Raw genomic sequence first — 19,877 nt, 5'->3', positions numbered from 1 at the left:
AGTACCTACGGTGGAAGAGAGCGGCGTCACGAAACGATCGGCCATGCCATAGGCTGAGGCGCCGATCAGAACCAGGCGACCACGCAGCGACTCGGGAGGTACCTCGCCGCGCAATACGCTGACGTAGGACACACTGGGAAAATGGTCTGGTTCCGAAGTGAACGGCACACGGATTTCATGTTCCTGGTGCCAGTGACCTCCAGTCGGCTCTTGCGGCAGGCCCGGCATCGTCTCGGCGTGCTCGTTCATGGCGAATGCGAGCCACGCCAACTGAGGAAGTGTGCTTCCCGGAGGGCCTTCACGTAGATACACGCTGCGCACCACTCCGTCGTTATCCGCTTCGACGTTGATGTGCCCTACGCCCTTGGCGCACTTGAGCAGTGGCGACAACGGCGTTACCTGGGCCTTGGGGCTGACGCTGCTGTCCCCGGCGATGGGCAGCAATACATTGCCGGCTTTGCAGACGGCATCGGCCAGTTGTGGGTCGTCATTATTGTCGCCGGGATCACTGAAGATCACGTCAAACAAAATGCCCGCTGGCTGTGCGGCGTTCAGGCGTTCAATCAGCTCGGCATGCACGCTGCGCGGCCAGGGCCACGGGCCTAACGCTTCCAGGCTGGGCGTATCAATGGTCACCAGAACGATCCGTGGATCTGCCGGTAACGGCGTCAGGCGGCGCAGGCTGTCATAGAGCGGATTGTTGAGTGCCAGCCCCGCACTCAAGGATAAGTACGCGGTGAAGGGCAGGAGCACCAAACCGATCAACAGCCATTCACGAACCAGCCCATGAAACAAAAGCTGCGCCTGGGTAGGTTGGCGTTTCTCGGCTTTGCGCCATAGGTTCACAGGGCTACCGCCAAAAGGGTGCCAAGGAGTCGATGGTCATTGAGTAAAGATTTCATAAGCCCAGGATCCCTCTCCATGGGGTTGCGATGAAGTGCATACGGTGTTCTGAAACCAGTGAAGCTTATTTGGGTCTCATTGGAGGAGTTCCCGCGGCCGCGCAATGAACGATACCGCACATTCAAGCAGGCATTACGCACCAGCGAGGCGATCGGCACCGACCCTTTTCCTGACCGACTGGAGCCGGTATCTTTCTTTGAGGACGTAGTGGGTGGCGTTTACGGCGCTTTCAGCGTATCGAGAGATACGAGCACCGTAAAATCCGCCCATAATTATTCAGATTCAGAGGCCGGCATTTGTACAGCATGTGCCCCTATCCAAGCTCTCGTTTTTTGTAGGAAGGACCCCACCCATGCGTGTCGCAATACTGGATGACGAACCCGCGGAGTTGCGACGGGTGGAACAGACACTGCGACAGATTCCCGGCCCGACTGAACAGCCTTGGTCGCTGCATTTTTTCGAACGTGGTGAAGACCTGCTGCGCCAGCTACGCCGGGAAACCTTTGACCTGCTGATTCTTGACTGGCAACTGCCGGACATCTCCGGGATCGCGTTATTGCGCTGGACTCGCGAGCACATGGAATCGCCCCCTGCCGTGATCATGCTCACCAGTCGCGATGCCGAGAGTGACATCGTAACGGCGTTGAATAGCGGGGCGGATGATTATGTCAGCAAGCCGTTTCGGCCCAACGAACTCAAAGCCCGAGTCAGCGCCGTGCTGCGGCGCCACGGTTTGCAAAAGTCGGCTACCCAGGAAGTGCAGAGCTTTAACGATCTGACGTTCGACGATGCCGAACTGACCGTCACCCGAGCGGGCAAACCCATCAACCTCACAGAACGAGAATACCGTTTGGCAAGTTGTCTATTTGCCAACCTGGCCCGACCGTTGTCTCGCGAGTACCTGTATGAGCGGTTCTGGAGCCACGAAGAAATGGTGTCGTCGCGGCCGTTGGACACGCATATCTACCGCCTGCGTAACAAGCTAGGGCTGACAGCTGATCGCGGTTGGCAGCTGTTGACGATCTATGGGTACGGGTATCGGTTGGAGAGTGTGACACCCGCCGCGCAAAATTGAGTACGCCGATGTTCCACGTGGAGCATTTAAGAATTCGAGTCTGCAGACCAATAAAAAAGGCCAACGCTAAGCGTTGGCCTTTTGTTTTTAGCTGATGTGCCTGATCAGAAGTCCAGGTTAGACACCGCCAAGGCATTGCTCTCAATGAAGTCACGACGAGGCTCGACCGCATCACCCATCAGGGTGTTGAAGATCTGGTCTGCGCCAATGGCGTCTTCGATAGTCACGCGCAGCATGCGACGTTGAGCAGGGTCCATGGTGGTTTCCCACAGCTGATCAGGGTTCATCTCGCCCAGACCTTTATAGCGCTGGATGGTATGACGCTTGGTGCTTTCCGCCATCAACCAGTCCAAGGCTTCCTTGAACTCCTTGACCTGCTTCTTGCGTTCGCCACGCTGAATGTAAGCACCGTCGTCCAGCAGGGTGCTCAGTTGAGCACCGAGGGTGACTACGGTCTTGTAGTCGTTGCTGCCGAAGAAGTCGCGGTTGAAGGTGACGTAGTTGGACAGGCCGTGGGAGATCAGTTCGACCTCTGGCAGCCATACGTTACGTTCACGGTCTTCACGCAGGCTGGCTTTGTATACCAGGCCAGACTTCTCCACAGTACGCAGGCGTACTTCGTACTGGGCCAGCCAATCTTGCATGGCGGCGTGATCGCCCAACTGCTCCAGGCTCACGGCTGGCAGGTAGATGAAGTGCTCGGTCAGCTCCTGAGGGTACAGGCGCGACAAACGTTTGAGCGTCTTCATGACCATACGGAAGTCATTGACCAGGCGCTCCAGCGACTCACCCGAGATGCCCGGCGCTTCGTCATTCAGGTGCAGGCTCGCATCTTCAAGGGCCGATTGCGTCATGTACTCTTCCATGGCGTCGTCGTCTTTGATGTATTGCTCTTGCTTGCCCTTTTTCACTTTGTACAACGGCGGCTGGGCGATGTAGATATAGCCACGCTCAATCAGCTCCGGCAACTGACGGAAGAAGAAGGTCAGCAGCAGGGTACGGATGTGCGAACCGTCGACGTCAGCATCGGTCATGATGATGATGTTGTGGTAACGCAGCTTGTCGATGTTGTACTCATCGCGGCCAATACCGCAGCCCAATGCCGTGATCAAGGTGCCGACTTCCTGGGAAGAAATCATCTTGTCAAAGCGGGCCTTCTCAACGTTGAGGATCTTGCCCTTCAACGGCAGGATGGCCTGGGTGCGACGGTTACGACCCTGCTTGGCGGAACCGCCTGCAGAGTCACCTTCCACCAGATACAGTTCGGAGAGGGCAGGGTCTTTCTCTTGGCAGTCAGCCAGTTTGCCTGGCAGGCCGGCGATATCCAGCGCACCTTTACGGCGGGTCATCTCACGGGCCTTACGCGCGGCTTCACGAGCGCGGGCAGCATCGATCATCTTGCCGACGACCAGCTTGGCTTCGTTCGGGTTTTCCAACAGGAAGTCGGAGAAGTATTTACCCATTTCCTGTTCAACCGCGGTCTTCACTTCGGAAGACACCAGCTTGTCTTTGGTCTGGGAGCTGAACTTCGGATCCGGTACCTTGACCGAGATAATCGCCGTCAGGCCTTCACGGGCATCGTCACCGGTGGTGGCGACTTTATGTTTCTTCGCCAAGCCTTCCGCTTCGATGTAGGTGTTCAGGTTACGCGTCAGCGCGGAACGGAAACCCACCAAGTGAGTACCGCCATCGCGTTGTGGAATGTTGTTGGTGAAGCACAACAGGTTCTCGTTGAAGCTGTCGTTCCACTGCAGGGCGATTTCCACGCCGATGCCGTCTTCGCGCTGAATGTTGAAGTGGAACACCTGGTTGACCGCGGTCTTGTTGGTGTTCAGGTATTCAACGAACGCTCGCAGGCCACCCTCGTACTTGAACAGCTCTTCCTTGCCGCTGCGCTCATCCTTGAGGACGATGCCGACACCGGAGTTAAGGAAGGACAGTTCGCGAATCCGCTTGGCCAGGATGTCCCAGCTGAAGTGGATGTTCTTGAAGGTTTCTTCTGATGGCTTGAAGTGGATCTGGGTACCGGTGGTTTCACTATCACCGACGATTTTCATCGGTTCCTGTGGTACGCCGTGGACGTAGGTCTGCTCCCAAATCTTGCCGCTACGGCGGACAGTGAGGATCAGTTCTTCGGACAGAGCGTTCACTACCGACACGCCTACACCGTGCAAACCACCGGATACTTTGTAGGAGTTGTCGTCGAACTTACCGCCAGCGTGGAGCACGGTCATGATGACCTCTGCCGCCGAAACGCCTTCTTCTTTGTGCACGTCTACCGGGATGCCACGACCGTTGTCACGCACGGTGATGGATTCATCCGGGTGGATGATAATGCTGATGTCGTCGCAGTGACCGGCCAGAGCTTCGTCGATGGAGTTATCGACCACCTCGAACACCATGTGGTGCAGACCGCTACCATCATCGGTGTCGCCAATGTACATACCGGGACGTTTGCGTACGGCATCCAAACCTTTCAGCACTTTAATGCTGGTCGAGTCGTACGTGTTTTCTTCGCTCATGCCTTCACTCCCGATGGTCGTGGGTCTGGGTGATACGGCCTTGTTCCACGTGGAACAAAGCGACTGGCGTTTCCGTCTGCCAGCCTTCCCTCAATAATTCGTGGTCTACACAGGTGATAAACACCTGGCAGCGTAAGTCTTCCAACAAGCGGCATAGCGAGCGGCGGTGCTGCTCGTCGAGCTCAGACGGCAAGTCATCCACCAAATAAATACACTGACCGCGTCGAGCCTGGCTAACCAAATGGCCCTGCGCGATACGCAATGCACAGACCACCAACTTCTGCTGGCCGCGGGACAAGATATCCGCAGCATTGTGTGCACCTAATCTAAGGCGCAAATCAGCGCGCTGGGGGCCGGCCTGGGTGTGTCCGATTTGCTGATCCCGTTGCAAGGACGTTGCGAGCACTGCATTCAGCTCACGCTCTTTGTCCCAACCCCGGTAATAACTCAGCGTCAGCCCCTCGATATCCAATAACTCGCTCAAGGTCTGCTCAAAGACTGGTTTCAAGGCTTTGATATAGGCGCGGCGGTATTCATCTATTTCGTCGCTGGCCAGGCACAGTTCACGGTCCCAGGCTGCTTGCGAAGCGGCGTCAAGTGTACCATGCCGCAGCCATGAGTTCCGCTGCCGCAGGGCCTTCTGCAGGCGCTGCCAAGTGGCCATGAAGCGTGGTTCCACGTGGAACACGCCCCAGTCGAGAAACTGCCGACGGATTTTCGGGGCCCCCTCCAACAATCGAAAGCTGTCGGGGTTGATCAGTTGCAACGGCAGGATCTCGGCCAGTTGCGCTGCGCTGCGCGCATTTTGCCCGTCGATTCGGATCTGAAATTCGCCACCGCGATCACGCGATATCCCCAGGCTGCTATGTCCGCCCTCAGCCAGTTCCACTTGGCCAAATACGGTACAGGCCAATTGTTCGTACTGAATCACGGGTAACAAACGGGCACTGCGGAAGGAACGCGCAAGCCCCAGCAGGTGGATGGCTTCCAGCACGCTGGTTTTACCACTGCCGTTGGCGCCATGGAGGATGTTGATGCGGGGGGAAGGGGAGAAGGTCACCGGGTGCAGATTGCGCACCGCGGTGACCGAGACGCGACTAAGGGACATCTAGCTTCTGCTGAGCATGATTACAGGCGCATCGGCATGACAACGTAAGCCGAGTCGTCGTTGTCAGATTCTTGCACCAGGGCGCTGCTGTTGGAGTCCGACAGGATCAGACGAACCTGTTCGGTGGTCATGACACCCAGCACGTCCAACAGGTAGCTCACGTTAAAGCCGATTTCCAGCGATGCGCCGTTGTAGTCGACACCCACTTCTTCTTCCGCCTCTTCCTGTTCCGGGTTGTTGGCCTGGATTTTCAGTTGGCCGTTGGCCAGTTGCAGGCGAATACCACGGTACTTTTCGTTGGAAAGAATCGCAGTACGGCTGAAGGCTTCACGCAGGGCCTGACGATCACCGACCACCAGCTTGTCGCCACCTTTAGGCAACACACGCTCGTAGTCCGGGAACTTGCCGTCGACCAGCTTGGAGGTGAAGGTGAACTCGCCGGTGGTGGCACGAATGTGGTGCTGGCCCAACACGATGCTGACGTTGCCGTCCGGCTCGGTGAGCAAACGCGCCAGTTCAAGGATACCTTTGCGTGGAACAATCACCTGGTGACGATCCGGCTGACCGATATCGGCACGCATCGAGCACATTGCCAGACGGTGGCCGTCGGTGGCCACGGCGCGGATGATGCCTTCCGATACTTCCAGCAGCATACCGTTGAGGTAGTAACGCACGTCCTGCTGAGCCATAGCGAAGCTGGTGCGCTCGATCAAACGACGCAGCTTGCTTTGCTCCAGGCTGCACGTCAGCGAGCCCGGGCCTTCTTCTACGGTTGGAAAGTCATTGGCCGGCAAGGTCGACAGGGTGAAACGGCTACGGCCTGCCTTGACCACCAACTTCTGCTCATCCACCTTGATGTCGATCAGCGCATCGTTGGGCAGGCTTTTGCAGATATCCATCAGCTTGCGCGCCGGCACGGTGATCTCGCCCGGTTCGGCGGGCTCTTCGAGCTGGACGCGACCCACCAGTTCGACTTCCAGGTCGGTACCGGTCAAGGACAACTGCTGCCCCTCGACCACCAGTAATACGTTGGAAAGCACCGGCAAGGTCTGTCGGCGCTCGACGACGCCTGCGACCAGTTGCAGGGGTTTCAACAGGGCTTCGCGTTGAATGGTGAAATGCATGGTCTAGTCCCTTGCCTTAATAAGCTGCGCTGGTGTCATCACGTAGTCAGTGTACGCAGCAGGTTCTTGTAGTCCTCGCGAATATCCGCGTCGGATTCCTTAAGTTCATTGATCTTGCGGCATGCATGCAAGACCGTGGTGTGGTCGCGTCCGCCGAACACATCACCGATTTCCGGCAGGCTGTGGTTGGTCAACTCCTTGGAGAGGGCCATGGCAACCTGGCGTGGACGTGCGACCGAGCGCGAACGGCGCTTGGACAGCAGGTCGGAAATCTTGATCTTGTAGTACTCGGCCACGGTGCGCTGGATGTTATCCACACTCACCAGCTTGTCCTGCAAGGCCAACAAGTCTTTCAAGGACTCGCGAATCAGCTCGATGGTGATATCGCGGCCCATGAAGTGCGAGTGAGCGATGACCCGCTTGAGCGCGCCTTCCAGCTCACGCACGTTGGAACGTATGCGTTGGGCGATGAAGAACGCAGCATCGTGTGGCAGATCGACTTTAGCCTGGTCGGCCTTCTTCATCAGGATGGCAACACGGGTTTCCAGCTCCGGTGGCTCGACTGCAACCGTCAGGCCCCAGCCGAAACGCGACTTCAGACGTTCTTCCAGGCCTTCGATTTCCTTCGGATAACGGTCACTGGTCAAGATGACCTGCTGGCCACCTTCGAGCAGGGCGTTGAAGGTGTGGAAGAACTCCTCTTGGGAACGTTCCTTGCGGGCGAAGAACTGAATGTCATCGATCAACAGGGCATCAACGGAGCGGTAGAAACGTTTGAACTCGTTGATTGCGTTGAGCTGCAAGGCCTTGACCATGTCGGCCACGAAGCGCTCCGAATGCAGGTAAACCACCTTGGCATTCGGGTTCTTCTTTAATAGGTGGTTACCGACGGCGTGCATCAAGTGCGTCTTACCCAAGCCCACGCCGCCATAAAGGAAGAGCGGGTTGTAACCATGCTTGGGATTATCGGCGACCTGCCAGGCGGCCGCTCGGGCCAGTTGGTTGGACTTGCCTTCGACAAAGTTCTCGAAGGTAAAGGTGCGGTTCAGGTAACTGGTGTGCTTGAGCGCGCCTTCTACCTGCACAGTACGTTGCTCGGAGCGCACAGGCGCCTGTTGGGAGCTGGCACCAGCCATCGGGTCGAAGCTGTCGCGGGACGGCTCCTCATTCTCTGGCGCATTTTTGCGCGAGGACGGCTTGGACGGCGCAGCTGTCGGTGCAGGTGCTGCGGCGACAGGCGCCACTGCGGCCTGGGCTTGCGACGCAGCGGCGGCCAATGGCGCATTCGGCGCGGCGCGGGGAGCCGAGCTGCGCTTGCTGCCTATTAATAAGGAGAGAGCAGGCGCCAGACCGTTGCCATGTTCATCGAGCAATTCGAGAACGCGGCCCAGGTACTTCTCGTTGACCCAGTCGAGGACAAAACGATTGGGCGCATAGACACGCAACTCGTCGCCTTCGGCTTCGACCTGTAGCGGACGGATCCAGGTGTTGAATTGCTGGGCAGGCAGCTCATCGCGCAAAAGCTCCACGCACTGCTGCCAAAGTTCCACTGACACGGATATCCCCTAAGTTGAAAGCCGGTGAGGCAAAAACAGCCGCCATTGTAGCGACCAGCCGTCCACTTATCCACATGTAGGTTGCTCACAGGCCACCCAAAATCAATGCTTTAACCGCTAAAAAGGCGACCAGTGGTCTGTGCATAAGCTCTGTGGATAAACCCACCTGAGCTCGTTGCACAAGCGGGGTCAAAAGTCTGTGGGTAACTGGCCTGTGGATAACTGCCCGTTCCACACACAGCTTATCCGATAGCGCAGCACAGGCAGAGCACTGCTTCTCCCCCGTGTTGTCATTCTCTGTACACCACGCGGAACAAGGTCTAAAGGCAGTTATCCACAGATGATCGCGCTCCTAGCTTTTATAAGCTTTACAGAAAAGCTTTAAATAACTTCCTTCTTTATTTTTATATCTATCGCATGCCGGATGGAAGCCAAGCGGGGAGAAGGGCGTCAGGACCCCGTCGACATCTAATTAAAGGAAAAGCTGGTTGGAAATTGACCTAGAGGCTTGCTTTCTCTAGAATCGCCGGTCTCTTAAAACGGGGGCCATTCCGGCCCGTTGTGGACGAACCAGGTAACAACGCCATGAAACGTACTTTCCAACCAAGCACCATCAAACGCGCCCGTACTCACGGCTTCCGTGCTCGCATGGCTACCAAGAACGGCCGTGCTGTCCTGTCGCGTCGCCGCGCCAAAGGTCGTGCGCGTCTGGCAGTTTGATAATCCGGTACTGGTGGTGAGTCAGGACTTCAGTCGGGAAAAGCGTCTGCTAACCCCCCGGCATTTCAAGGCAGTCTTTGACTCCCCCACCGGCAAGGTTCCGGGGAAAAATCTCCTGCTCCTTGCGCGTAACAACGATCTTGATCACCCCCGTCTCGGGTTGGTGATCGGCAAGAAGAGCGTAAAGCTCTCCGTTGAGCGCAATCGCCTCAAGCGTCTGATGCGCGAATCGTTTCGCCTCCACCAGGACACTCTGGTTGGTTGGGATATTGTTATCGTCGCGCGCAAAGGCTTGGGTGATGTAGAAAACCCCGAATTGATTCAGCATTTCGGCAAGCTCTGGAAACGTTTGGCGCGTACCCACAAGCCAGCACCAGCAGTCAGCACCGAAACTGTAGGGGTAGACAGCCTTGATGCGTAAACTGGCAATCGTTCCGATCCAGTTTTATCGCTATGCCATTAGTCCTCTGATGGCCAGTCACTGTCGTTTCTACCCCAGTTGTTCCTGCTACGCGTTAGAGGCCATAGAAAATCATGGTCTTCTGCGCGGTGGCTGGCTGACCTTTCGTCGTTTAGGTCGCTGTCATCCGTGGAATCCCGGTGGTTATGACCCGGTTCCACCTATCCCTACCTCCCGTTCTTCTTCGATGGCCGAGTAATCATGGATATTAAACGCACAATCCTGATCGTCGCCCTGGCAATCGTGTCCTATGTCATGGTCCTTAAATGGAACCAGGACTACGGTCAGGCTGCCCTGCCGACTCAGAATGTTGCTACCAATCAGGCTGCGCCGGCTATTCCGGACACCCCGCTGGGTAACAATGCGTCCGCGAGTGCCGATGTACCCAGCGCGAATGGCGAGACAAGTGCCCCGTTAGAAACGCCAGTGGTCACCAACAAAGACCTCATCCACGTGAAAACGGATGTGCTCGAGTTGGCTATCGACCCACAGGGTGGTGATATCGCACAGCTGAAGCTGCCGCTGTATCCACGTCGCCAAGACCATCCGGATGTGCCGTTCCAACTGTTCGATAACGGCGGTGAACGTACTTATCTGGCACAAAGCGGCCTGACTGGTACCAATGGTCCGGATGCACGTGCTACCGGTCGTCCGGTTTATTCGACCGAACAAAAGACTTATCAACTGGCAGACGGCCAGAACCAGTTGAACGTCGACCTGAAATTCAGCCTCGACGGTGTCAACTACATCAAGCGTTTCAGCTTTACCCGCGGTTTGTACGATTTGAAGGTCACTTACCTGATCGACAACACCAGCGACAAAGCCTGGAGTGGCAACCTGTTTGCCCAGCTCAAGCGTGACGCCAGCTCCGATCCGTCTTCCAGCACCGCCACCGGCACCGCCACTTACCTGGGCGCCGCCCTGTGGACAAGTAACGAGCCGTACAAAAAAGTGTCGATGAAAGATATCGACAAGGGCACGCTGAAAGAAACCGTCCAAGGTGGCTGGGTAGCGTGGCTGCAGCACTATTTCGTGACCGCCTGGATTCCGAACAAGGGTGACGCGAACCTGGTTCAAACCCGCAAGGACAGCCAGGGCAATTACATCATTGGCTTCACTGGCCCGGCGTTGACCGTTGCTCCAGGTGCCAAGGCTGAAACCAGCGCTACCCTGTACGCCGGTCCTAAAAGCCAGGCGGTACTGAAAGAGTTGTCCCCAGGCCTGGAATTGACTGTGGACTACGGCTTCCTGTGGTTCATTGCCCAGCCGATCTTCTGGCTGTTGCAACATATCCACAGCATCGTGGGTAACTGGGGCTGGTCGATCATCTTCCTGACCATGCTGATCAAAGGGCTTTTCTTCCCTCTGTCGGCAGCCAGCTACAAGTCGATGGCGCGTATGCGTGCCGTGGCCCCGAAACTGGCCGCGCTGAAAGAACAACATGGTGATGACCGGCAGAAAATGTCGCAGGCCATGATGGAGTTGTACAAGAAAGAGAAGATCAACCCGCTGGGTGGATGCTTGCCGATTCTGGTACAGATGCCGGTGTTCCTGTCGCTTTACTGGGTATTGCTGGAAAGCGTTGAAATGCGCCAGGCGCCGTTCATGCTGTGGATAACTGACCTGTCGATCAAAGACCCGTTCTTTATCCTGCCGATCATCATGGGCGCGACCATGTTTATCCAGCAGCGTCTGAACCCAACCCCGCCGGATCCGATGCAGGCCAAGGTAATGAAAATGATGCCAATCATCTTCACCTTCTTCTTCCTGTGGTTCCCTGCTGGCTTGGTACTGTACTGGGTGGTCAACAACGTGTTGTCGATCTCTCAACAGTGGTACATCACACGTAAAATCGAAGCGGCTACCAAAAAAGCCGAGGCGTAATTTACTCTGTGGATAACCACTCAAGACGCCCCCTAGTGGGGCGTTTTGCTTTCCGTCACTTTTGTTCTGGAAACCTGCTGATGAGCGCTCCTCGTGAAACCATCGCTGCTGTCGCTACCGCTCAAGGTCGGGGCGGCGTCGGCATCGTTCGAATTTCCGGGCCATTGGCGGGCGTGGCAGCCAAGGCTATCAGCGGCCGGGAGCTGAAACCTCGTTATGCCCATTACGGCCAGTTCCTGGATGCCGACCACAGCGTATTGGACGAGGGGCTGGCCATCTATTTTCCAGGGCCAAACTCGTTCACCGGTGAGGATGTCCTTGAACTACAAGGGCACGGTGGTCCTGTGGTGTTGGACATGCTGCTGCAGCGCTGCTTGCAATTGGGTTGCCGCCTGGCCAGACCAGGGGAATTCAGCGAACGCGCATTCTTGAACGATAAGCTCGACCTGGCCCAGGCCGAAGCCATCGCCGATTTGATCGAAGCCAGTTCTGCACAGGCTGCACGTAACGCATTGCGTTCATTGCAGGGGGCTTTTTCCCTGCGTGTGCATAACTTGACCGAGCAACTGATCAGCCTGCGCATCTACGTCGAAGCCGCGATTGATTTTCCGGAAGAAGAAATAGACTTCCTGGCGGATGGCCATGTATTGGCGATGCTGGATAAAGTCCGCGATGAGTTATCCACAGTGCTGCGCGAAGCCGGGCAGGGCGCCTTGCTGCGCGATGGTATGACGGTGGTGATTGCCGGCCGGCCCAATGCCGGCAAATCCAGCCTACTCAATGCTCTGGCAGGGCGCGAGGCGGCCATCGTCACCGAGATCGCCGGCACTACCCGGGATATCTTGCGTGAACATATCCACATCGACGGTATGCCGCTGCACGTGGTCGACACCGCAGGTCTGCGCGATACCGACGACGAGGTGGAAAAGATCGGCGTGGAACGTGCGCTCAAGGCGATCAGCGAAGCCGATCGTGTGTTGCTGGTGGTGGATGCCACTGCACCTGAAGCTGTGGATCCTTTTGCCTTGTGGCCGGAATTTCTTGAACAACGGCCAGACCCGGCCAAAGTCACCTTGATTCGTAACAAGGCCGACCTTACGGGTGAAGCCATCGCCCTGGAAACCAGTGAAGATGGCCACGTCACTATCAGCTTGAGCGCGAAATCGGCCGGCGAGGGTCTGGAATTGCTGCGCGAGCACCTTAAAGCATGCATGGGCTACGAACAGACCTCGGAAAGCAGCTTCAGTGCGCGGCGCAGGCACCTGGAAGCGCTGCGTCATGCCAGCGCGGCCCTGGAGCACGGGCGGGCCCAGCTGACCTTGGCGGGGGCTGGGGAGCTGCTGGCTGAAGATTTGCGTCAGGCGCAGCAGCTGCTGGGTGAAATCACCGGAGCTTTCAGCTCGGATGATTTGCTGGGGCGGATTTTCTCCAGCTTTTGCATTGGCAAATAGCCGAGTTATCCACCTCGTCTACCAGTTGTAAGACACCGTACCGAGCAAGGTACGGCTGTCACCCCAATAGCAACGCCCCGCATCGTTGCAACCGGATACATATTCCTTGTCGAACAGGTTCTTGGCGTTCAGGTCCACCGACCAGTGTGGGTTGATCTGATAACCCAGTGCCGCATCCACCAAGGTGACGCTTCCTGCGTCCAGCTTCCCGTAGAGCGTAGGCGGGGTGTAGGAAAAGGTACTGTCGAAATAGCGCACCCCGCCGCCCAGGGAGAAACCCTTGAGTTGGCCGTCGAGAAAGCGATATTTGCCCCACACCGAAGCCTGGTTACGCGGCACGCCTGTCATCTGACGGCCTTCTACCAGCGAAGTGGCCGAATCCTTGGTTATCCGGGCGTCAGTGTAGGTATAGGCCGCCGTCACGTTGAAGTTGGAGCTGATGTTGCTGTTGACCTCGACTTCCACGCCCTTGGCGCGACTTTCACCGACTTGGCGATAGCTGTTGGTGGTGGCATCGAGGTAGGTATCGTCCTGCTTGCGCAGGTCATACACCGACACGGTCATCGCCGTATCCCAGCCGATCGGTTCGTACTTAACGCCCACTTCATATTGGCTGCTGGTGATCGGTTTCAACGGCGAGCCTGCGTTGGAGATCTGCTGCACGGGGACAAACGCGGTGGAATAGCTGACATACGGCGTAAGGCCGTTGTCGAACTGGTACATCACCCCGCCCTGGTAAGTGAATTTACGATCCTGTGAGTTGATATTGCTCGATGGCTTGACCTTGTCTCGGTAATTGCTGTCGACCCAATCCTGGCGGCCTCCGAGCAGAAAGAGCCAATGGTCGTATTTGCTTTGGATCTGTGCATAAACCCCTTTCATCTGCTGTTCAAGCAAAGTGTTTTGCACTGCCAGGGGAGTGAGCGGGTCGCGCAGGTACACCGGGTTATACACATCGATGGTGCCGGCGAAACCCGCATCCCAGTCTTGATTGAACGAGGTTCGGTCATAGCTGGCGCCCAATAGCACTGTGTTTTCCACACTGCCCAACTGGAACTTGCCTTCGAGCTGGTTATCCAGGGAATAGACCATCGATTTGTTGTAGCGGTCATAGGCGTTCATGTTCAGCCGGGTGCCGAAGCCACCGTTATTCAATGATCCAGGCCAGGTTTCGTGCCGGTTGATGCGTGACTGCATATAGCGCGAGTTCTGACGGAACTGCCAGTCATCATTGAAGCTGTGGCTGAACTCATAGCTGGTGCTCCACGCTTCGCGTTCAAATGTGTTCCAGTCCGGATTGCCCAGTAGGGTGTGTTTGGACAGCTTCCCGTTGGGATTTGTAAGCAGCGTACCGGCGGCGGGTAGGCCAAGTTCCAGGTTGGTATGGTCTTTCTGGTAGTTGGCCAGCAGCGTCAGGGTGTTGTAGTCGTCGAAGTTCAGGGTCAGGGATGGCGCGATATATAGACGATCGTCCGGGACGTGATCGGTCTGTGTGTCGGATTTACGCCCCAGCATCACCACCCGGCCCAGAATATTGTCACTGTCGTTGAGCGGGCCCGAGATATCCACACCCAACTGGCGTCGATTATTCGAACCATAATTCACCTGCACCTCGCCTTGCGGGGTTGCAGTCGGGTGTTTACTCACCAGATTAACCAAACCACCGGGTGCGTTTTCACCGTAGAGCAGGGAAGACGGGCCGCGGAAAATCTCGACCCGTTCCAGGCCGTAGGGTTCGCTGGTGGTGTCGTATCGATTGCCTTGAACTCGCAGGCCATCTCGCAGCAGGCCGTAGCCGTAATCCGTGGCATTGAAACCGCGAATGAAAAACAGATCGCCTGCCAAGCCGTCGCCCGCAGCGAACGGTGGGGCGAAGATTCCCGGTACGTAGCCCAACACGTCTGTCAGGGTTTGAGATTTCTGGTCCTTGATACGCTGGCCAGTGACAACGGACACCGAACGCGGAGTCTCGGACAGCGGTGTGCTGGTCTTCGTGCCGATCCGGCTGTTCTGCGCCTTGTAGCCTACATCCCCGGCGATCTCTTGATTGAAGCCGCCCTGTTGATAAGTGCTCACAGTGGTGGGTGCCAACGTGAGTCGGCCAGCAGGGGCCGCCTGTAATACATAGCTGCCGGGAGCTTGTGCGACCGCCTGCAGGTCCGAGTTCTGCAGCAGCAGCGCAAAGCCCTGGTCCACCGAATAGTCACCTTGCAGCCCCGGCGTATTCAAACGCGCGGTTTGCTGGGGGGAGAAGGACAGAATCACATTGGCCCTGGCAGCAAACTGGCTCAACGCATTGTCCAGCGGGCCAGCGGCAATTGCATAGTATTGCGTTGCGCTGGCGGCCGTGACGGCGGTGGCTAACAACACACCGGTGGTAGCGGTGATGAACTGCAGACCGTAGGTCATGCTGTGGCAGGAAAGTCGTTTGCGGAGCGGGGTGGGAAGGCGCATAGGTGAGTAAGCCCTGAAGGTAGCGTCGTGATTACCTGTAGGGCCGCACCAGGTCAAAAAAAGATAACCCTCTGTGGATTATTTTTTCGATCAGCCGATTCGGGTGACCGACACCCAATAGCGCGTAAAGTATTTCACTTGAATCGGCAGGCTCGCTTGCAGGTTAGTGAGGACGGCATCGGTTGAGTCCAGACGGAAGGTCCCGGAAACGCGTAGGCCTGCAGAGGCTGGGTCGCAGTGCAATACGCCCGGCCGATAGCGCGCCAACTCATCGATAACTTCTTCCAGCCGAGCATCGAGCACGATCAGTTGGCCATCGACCCAGGCGGCCTGTACTCCGCCATATCGCTGGGCAGCGCGCACATTGCGCCGATCAAACTCTGCGCTCTCACCCGCGCCAATAGTGCGGCGAAGTTCGGGTTGGTCGCCGGGGGATATCTCAACCCGTTCTTCCAAGACACCAACCCGCGTGGCGTCCGGCAGTTGGCGCACAGTAAACCGAGTGCCCAGCGCCTGGACCCGGCCTTGGCGAGTTTCGACATAAAACGGTAAGTGCCCACCCCGTGTGCCGGTGTGGATAAGCACTTCACCCTCGCGCAGACGGATCAAACGTTGTCGCCCATCAAATGCCACATCGATAGCGGTATGAGTATTGAGATTGATCTGCGTGCCATCCGCCAGCTCGATGCGTCGCCTCTGGCCCACCGACGTGCGGTAATCAGCCCATATGTTGCCCAGCGACGTATGTTGCTGGACGTTCCACCCCAGATAGCCACTGCCGCCGAGCACCAGCATCCACTTGAGGACCTGGCGCCGCTGTTGCGTGGTGGACAACGCGCGGCGTGTGAGGTCAGGGGACAGGGCTCCAAGGCTGCGCTGCAACTGCTCCATCTGGTTCCAAGCCGCCTGGTGGGATGGGTCACGATTAAGCCACTGCTGCCAGGCTTGATGTTGTGCGGGCGTCGGTGGTTGCGACTGAAATTGCACGTACCAACTGGCAGCGGCCTCGAACGTCTTGCGGTCGGGGCTGACCATTACCGGCTGGCCATGATCAGGGAGCATTCGGTGAGGGCGCGGATCATGTGTTTCTTCACCGTGGTCAGCGATACCTGCAGTTGATCGGCGATCTTTTGATAAGTCAGCCCTTCAATCTGTGCGAGCACGAAAATTCGCCGTGCCCGCTCACCCAGGCCAGACAGCGCTTTATCCACAGCCACTAGGGTTTCGATGATGATTGCCTTGTCTTCTTCACTGATAGCTGTGGTTTCGGGACGCTCTGCCAGGGTTTGCCTGTAGGCCTGCTCGATGGCGTGCCGCCGATAGCGGTCAATCACCAGACCCCTGGCGATGGTCGTCAGATAGTCCCGTGGTTCACGGATCTGCGCTGCGTGACATCCACCGAGCATGCGCACGAACGTATCGTGGGCCACATCGGCTGCATCGCTGGCGTTATGCAATTTTCCCTTGAGCCATCCGCGCAACCACGAATGGTGCTGTTCATAGATGTGCTGGACCGCTGCGGTATGTGAGGAGGAAGGCATAGGCGCGACAAGGTAGGTTAATGATAATCGCTATTATTAACTGGCCCAGTGTTTTCCCACAATAGATCTGTTTTTGTCCCACCCGGGATTAATTCCCAGCTTTGCCATGGACGAAATCGGCCGTTTCTGTGGATTAAGCCCTGTGAATAACCGCGGTTGTGCCCAGTTGATAACAGGGCCTGAAACCTGAGTAAAAACCCACCTGTGGATAACCAGTCGTTTAATCCACAGGCTTAAAGCACTTATCCAAGGGCCTCATCGGCAGATGACCACAACGTTTTGAATCGCTGTACACATTGAAAATAAAGGCCTGCAGAGATCTATCCACAGAAATGTTGCTCAGTATAAATAAACATAAAAACAAAGATTTAATAAATTTCTCTCTTTTAATTTCTATTGTCTGTGATTCATCCACAGCTGGTTAAATTTTGTGCAAAGGGTTCTTTAGGAAGGGCGAAGTCCCTATACTTGCCGCCAAAGCTGTAGAACCCTTTCAACAAACAATTCCTGATTACCTACATAAGCAGGCACGAGGTGCGTGGTGGATTTCCCTTCCCGTTTTGAAGTGATCGTCATCGGCGGCGGTCATGCCGGTACCGAGGCAGCACTGGCGTCAGCACGCATGGGCGTAAAAACCCTGTTGCTGACGCATAACGTGGAAACCCTCGGTGCCATGAGTTGCAACCCCGCAATTGGCGGGATTGGCAAAAGCCATCTGGTCAAGGAAATCGATGCCCTTGGCGGGGTAATGGCGATGGCCACCGACAAGGGTGGTATTCAATTTCGCGTGCTCAACAGCCGCAAAGGCCCGGCCGTACGTGCTACCCGGGCTCAGGCCGACCGCATCCTGTACAAGGCAGCGGTACGCGAAACCCTGGAAAACCAGCCGAACCTGTGGATATTTCAGCAGGCCGCCGATGACTTGATCGTCGAGCAGGACCAGGTACGCGGTGTCGTTACGCAAATGGGTCTGCGTTTTCATGCAGATTCGGTCGTACTGACCACGGGCACGTTCCTCGGCGGACTTATCCACATCGGTATGCAAAATTATTCCGGTGGTCGTGCCGGTGACCCGCCGTCGATTGCCTTGGCAAAACGTCTGCGTGAACTACCGCTGCGCGTCGGCCGTTTGAAAACCGGAACCCCGCCACGCATTGATGGGCGTTCTGTGGATTTCTCGATGATGACCGAGCAAGCCGGCGACACGCCGATCCCGGTCATGTCGTTCATGGGTTCCAAAGAACAGCACCCGAAACAGGTCAGCTGCTGGATTACCCACACCAACGCCCGAACCCACGAAATCATTGCCGCGAACCTTGATCGTTCGCCGATGTATTCCGGGGTGATCGAAGGCATTGGCCCGCGTTATTGCCCGTCGATCGAAGACAAGATCCACCGCTTTGCCGACAAGGAAAGCCACCAGGTCTTTATGGAACCCGAAGGCTTGACCACCCACGAGCTGTACCCCAACGGAATTTCCACTTCGCTGCCGTTCGATGTGCAAATCCAGATCGTGCAGTCGATTCGCGGTATGGAAAACGCGCACATCGTGCGTCCGGGCTACGCCATCGAGTACGACTACTTCGACCCGCGCGACCTGAAATACAGCCTGGAAACCAAAGTGATCGGCGGCCTGTTCTTCGCCGGCCAAATCAACGGCACTACCGGTTATGAAGAAGCCGGGGCCCAAGGTTTGCTGGCCGGGACCAACGCAGCATTGCGTGCACAAGGCAAAGACAGCTGGTGCCCGCGTCGCGATGAAGCCTACATCGGCGTATTGGTCGACGACCTGATTACCCTGGGTACCCAGGAACCGTACCGGATGTTCACATCTCGGGCGGAATACCGTCTGATCCTGCGCGAAGACAACGCCGACCTGCGCTTGACCGAAAAAGGTCGCGAGCTGGGCCTGGTCGATGACGCCCGCTGGGCGGCCTTCTGCAAAAAACGCGAAAGCATTGCGCTCGAAGAACAGCGTCTGAAAAGTACCTGGGTTCGCCCGGGCACGGAGCAAGGCGACGCCATTGCAGAAAAATTCGGCACGCCGTTGACCCATGAGTACAACTTGCTCAACCTGCTTTCCCGCCCGGAAATCGACTACGCTGGTCTGGTCGAAGTGACTGGCCAGGGCGCAGAAGACCCACAGGTTGCTGAACAGGTTGAAATCAAGACCAAATACGCAGGCTACATTGATCGCCAGCAGGACGAGATCGCCCGGCTGCGAGCCAGTGAAGACACCAAACTGCCTGTGGATATCGACTACAGCGGGATTTCCGGGTTGTCGAAGGAAATTCAAAGCAAGTTGGGGATAACTCGGCCGGAAACCCTCGGGCAGGCTTCACGTATCCCTGGCGTCACTCCGGCAGCCATCTCGCTGTTGATGATTCATTTGAAAAAACGCGGCGCGGGCCGTCAGTTGGAGCAAAGCGCTTGAGTTCGTTGGTCACCTCGCAACACGCCGAAGAGTTATCCACAGGAGCGCGTCAGTTGGGCGTAGCCCTGACCGAAGCCCAGCATGAGCTACTGCTGGGCTACCTGGCCCTGTTGATCAAATGGAACAAGGCTTACAACCTGACAGCAGTGCGTGACCCAGACGAGATGGTGTCGCGGCATTTGCTCGACAGCCTCAGCGTGATGCCGTTTATCGAAAATGGCCGTTGGCTCGATGTGGGCAGCGGCGGCGGCATGCCTGGCATCCCGTTGGCGATCCTGTTTCCCGAGTCCCACGTGACCTGCCTGGACAGCAACGGCAAGAAAACCCGCTTCCTGACCCAGGTCAAACTCGAACTCAAGCTGGATAACCTGCAAGTTATCCACAGTCGTGTCGAAGCATTCACGCCTGAACTGCCTTTCAACGGGATCGTGTCTCGGGCGTTCAGCAGCATGGAGAACTTCAGCAACTGGACACGCCACCTGGGCGACCGTGATACCCGCTGGTTGGCAATGAAGGGCGTTCATCCAAGCGACGAGCTGTTAGCATTGCCGGCAGACTTCCACCTCGATAGCGAACACGCCTTGGCCGTACCTGGTTGCCAAGGCCAACGCCATCTGCTGATACTGCGCCGCACGGCATGATTGG

At 56.8% G+C, this 19,877-nt stretch carries 16 protein-coding genes; 8 read left to right on the top strand and 8 right to left on the bottom strand.

What is annotated here, in order from left to right:
* A partial coding sequence (locus APH41_RS00910; protein WP_156359015.1) for a CHASE2 domain-containing protein occupies positions 1 to 846 on the bottom strand: 846 nt, incomplete at its 3' end.
* A gap of 409 nt (positions 847 to 1,255) precedes the next feature.
* Here APH41_RS00910 and APH41_RS00905 point away from each other — a divergent pair.
* Entirely contained in the window at positions 1,256 to 1,978 is a 723-nt protein-coding gene (locus APH41_RS00905) for a response regulator transcription factor (protein ID WP_054917009.1), read from the top strand.
* A 104-nt stretch (positions 1,979 to 2,082) separates the two neighbouring features.
* On the opposite strand, the gene gyrB is transcribed toward APH41_RS00905, so the two are convergent.
* The 4 genes from gyrB to dnaA are packed head-to-tail and all read right to left on the bottom strand — an operon-like array spanning position 2,083 to position 8,288.
* Positions 2,083 to 4,500, bottom strand: coding sequence for a DNA topoisomerase (ATP-hydrolyzing) subunit B (gyrB, locus tag APH41_RS00900; protein WP_003187253.1), 2,418 nt, complete (start codon positions 4,498 to 4,500; stop codon positions 2,083 to 2,085).
* 4 nt (positions 4,501 to 4,504) lie between these two features.
* Positions 4,505 to 5,608: a DNA replication/repair protein RecF gene (gene recF / locus APH41_RS00895; protein WP_054917007.1), complete on the bottom strand. Its 1,104-nt coding sequence runs from the start codon at positions 5,606 to 5,608 to the stop codon at positions 4,505 to 4,507.
* Between the two features lie 20 nt (positions 5,609 to 5,628).
* Complete coding sequence (gene dnaN / locus APH41_RS00890) at positions 5,629 to 6,732, bottom strand: DNA polymerase III subunit beta (RefSeq protein ID WP_003187250.1); 1,104 nt, start codon at positions 6,730 to 6,732, stop codon at positions 5,629 to 5,631.
* Positions 6,733 to 6,770: 38 nt separating this feature from the next.
* Positions 6,771 to 8,288, bottom strand: a complete 1,518-nt coding sequence (gene dnaA, locus APH41_RS00885; RefSeq protein ID WP_032894380.1) for a chromosomal replication initiator protein DnaA — start codon at positions 8,286 to 8,288, stop codon at positions 6,771 to 6,773.
* Between the two features lie 585 nt (positions 8,289 to 8,873).
* On the opposite strand from dnaA, the gene rpmH reads away from it, so the two are divergent.
* The 5 genes from rpmH to mnmE all read left to right on the top strand — a co-directional run bounded on the left by rpmH (position 8,874) and on the right by mnmE (position 12,803).
* Complete coding sequence (gene rpmH, locus APH41_RS27735; protein ID WP_003213577.1) at positions 8,874 to 9,008, top strand: 50S ribosomal protein L34; 135 nt, start codon at positions 8,874 to 8,876, stop codon at positions 9,006 to 9,008.
* Between the two features lie 13 nt (positions 9,009 to 9,021).
* Positions 9,022 to 9,429 carry a ribonuclease P protein component gene (gene rnpA, locus APH41_RS27730; RefSeq protein ID WP_020302575.1) on the top strand — a complete coding sequence of 136 codons (408 nt, stop codon included), beginning with the start codon at positions 9,022 to 9,024 and terminating at the stop codon, positions 9,427 to 9,429.
* A complete protein-coding gene (gene yidD, locus APH41_RS27725) occupies positions 9,422 to 9,667 on the top strand; it encodes a membrane protein insertion efficiency factor YidD (RefSeq protein ID WP_019816912.1) in 246 nt (81 codons plus the stop codon). Before rnpA ends, yidD begins: the two co-directional genes overlap by 8 nt.
* Positions 9,668 to 9,669: 2 nt before the next feature.
* Positions 9,670 to 11,352, top strand: coding sequence for a membrane protein insertase YidC (yidC, locus tag APH41_RS00875; protein WP_054898311.1), 1,683 nt, complete (start codon positions 9,670 to 9,672; stop codon positions 11,350 to 11,352).
* Positions 11,353 to 11,432: 80 nt separating this feature from the next.
* Positions 11,433 to 12,803 carry a tRNA uridine-5-carboxymethylaminomethyl(34) synthesis GTPase MnmE gene (gene mnmE / locus APH41_RS00870; protein WP_054917006.1) on the top strand — a complete coding sequence of 457 codons (1,371 nt, stop codon included), beginning with the start codon at positions 11,433 to 11,435 and terminating at the stop codon, positions 12,801 to 12,803.
* A gap of 18 nt (positions 12,804 to 12,821) precedes the next feature.
* Here the strand turns inward: mnmE and APH41_RS00865 are convergent, their stop codons facing one another.
* The 3 genes from APH41_RS00865 to APH41_RS00855 form a co-directional block, all read right to left on the bottom strand.
* Positions 12,822 to 15,212 carry a TonB-dependent siderophore receptor gene (locus APH41_RS00865; RefSeq protein WP_371262602.1) on the bottom strand — a complete coding sequence of 797 codons (2,391 nt, stop codon included), beginning with the start codon at positions 15,210 to 15,212 and terminating at the stop codon, positions 12,822 to 12,824.
* 135 nt (positions 15,213 to 15,347) lie between these two features.
* Positions 15,348 to 16,292, bottom strand: coding sequence for a FecR domain-containing protein (locus tag APH41_RS00860; protein ID WP_054898309.1), 945 nt, complete (start codon positions 16,290 to 16,292; stop codon positions 15,348 to 15,350).
* Positions 16,292 to 16,798: a sigma-70 family RNA polymerase sigma factor gene (locus APH41_RS00855; protein ID WP_054898308.1), complete on the bottom strand. Its 507-nt coding sequence runs from the start codon at positions 16,796 to 16,798 to the stop codon at positions 16,292 to 16,294. Before APH41_RS00855 ends, APH41_RS00860 begins: the two co-directional genes overlap by 1 nt.
* A 541-nt stretch (positions 16,799 to 17,339) precedes the next feature.
* Between APH41_RS00855 and mnmG the strand changes: the two genes are divergently transcribed.
* Together mnmG and rsmG are read left to right on the top strand one after the other, a co-directional pair.
* Entirely contained in the window at positions 17,340 to 19,232 is a 1,893-nt protein-coding gene (gene mnmG, locus APH41_RS00850) for a tRNA uridine-5-carboxymethylaminomethyl(34) synthesis enzyme MnmG (RefSeq protein ID WP_054917010.1), read from the top strand.
* Positions 19,229 to 19,873 (top strand): 16S rRNA (guanine(527)-N(7))-methyltransferase RsmG, encoded by a 645-nt coding sequence (rsmG, locus tag APH41_RS00845; protein ID WP_003195893.1) that lies wholly within the window; start codon positions 19,229 to 19,231, stop codon positions 19,871 to 19,873. Before mnmG ends, rsmG begins: the two co-directional genes overlap by 4 nt.
* The last annotated feature ends 4 nt before the right edge of the window (positions 19,874 to 19,877 follow it).

Source organism: Pseudomonas sp. NBRC 111138 (assembly GCF_001320835.1).
Taxonomy (GTDB): domain Bacteria; phylum Pseudomonadota; class Gammaproteobacteria; order Pseudomonadales; family Pseudomonadaceae; genus Aquipseudomonas; species Aquipseudomonas paracarnis.
The sequence above is the reverse complement of the archived record's forward strand: the minus strand, read 5'-3'. Positions and strand labels throughout refer to the sequence as shown.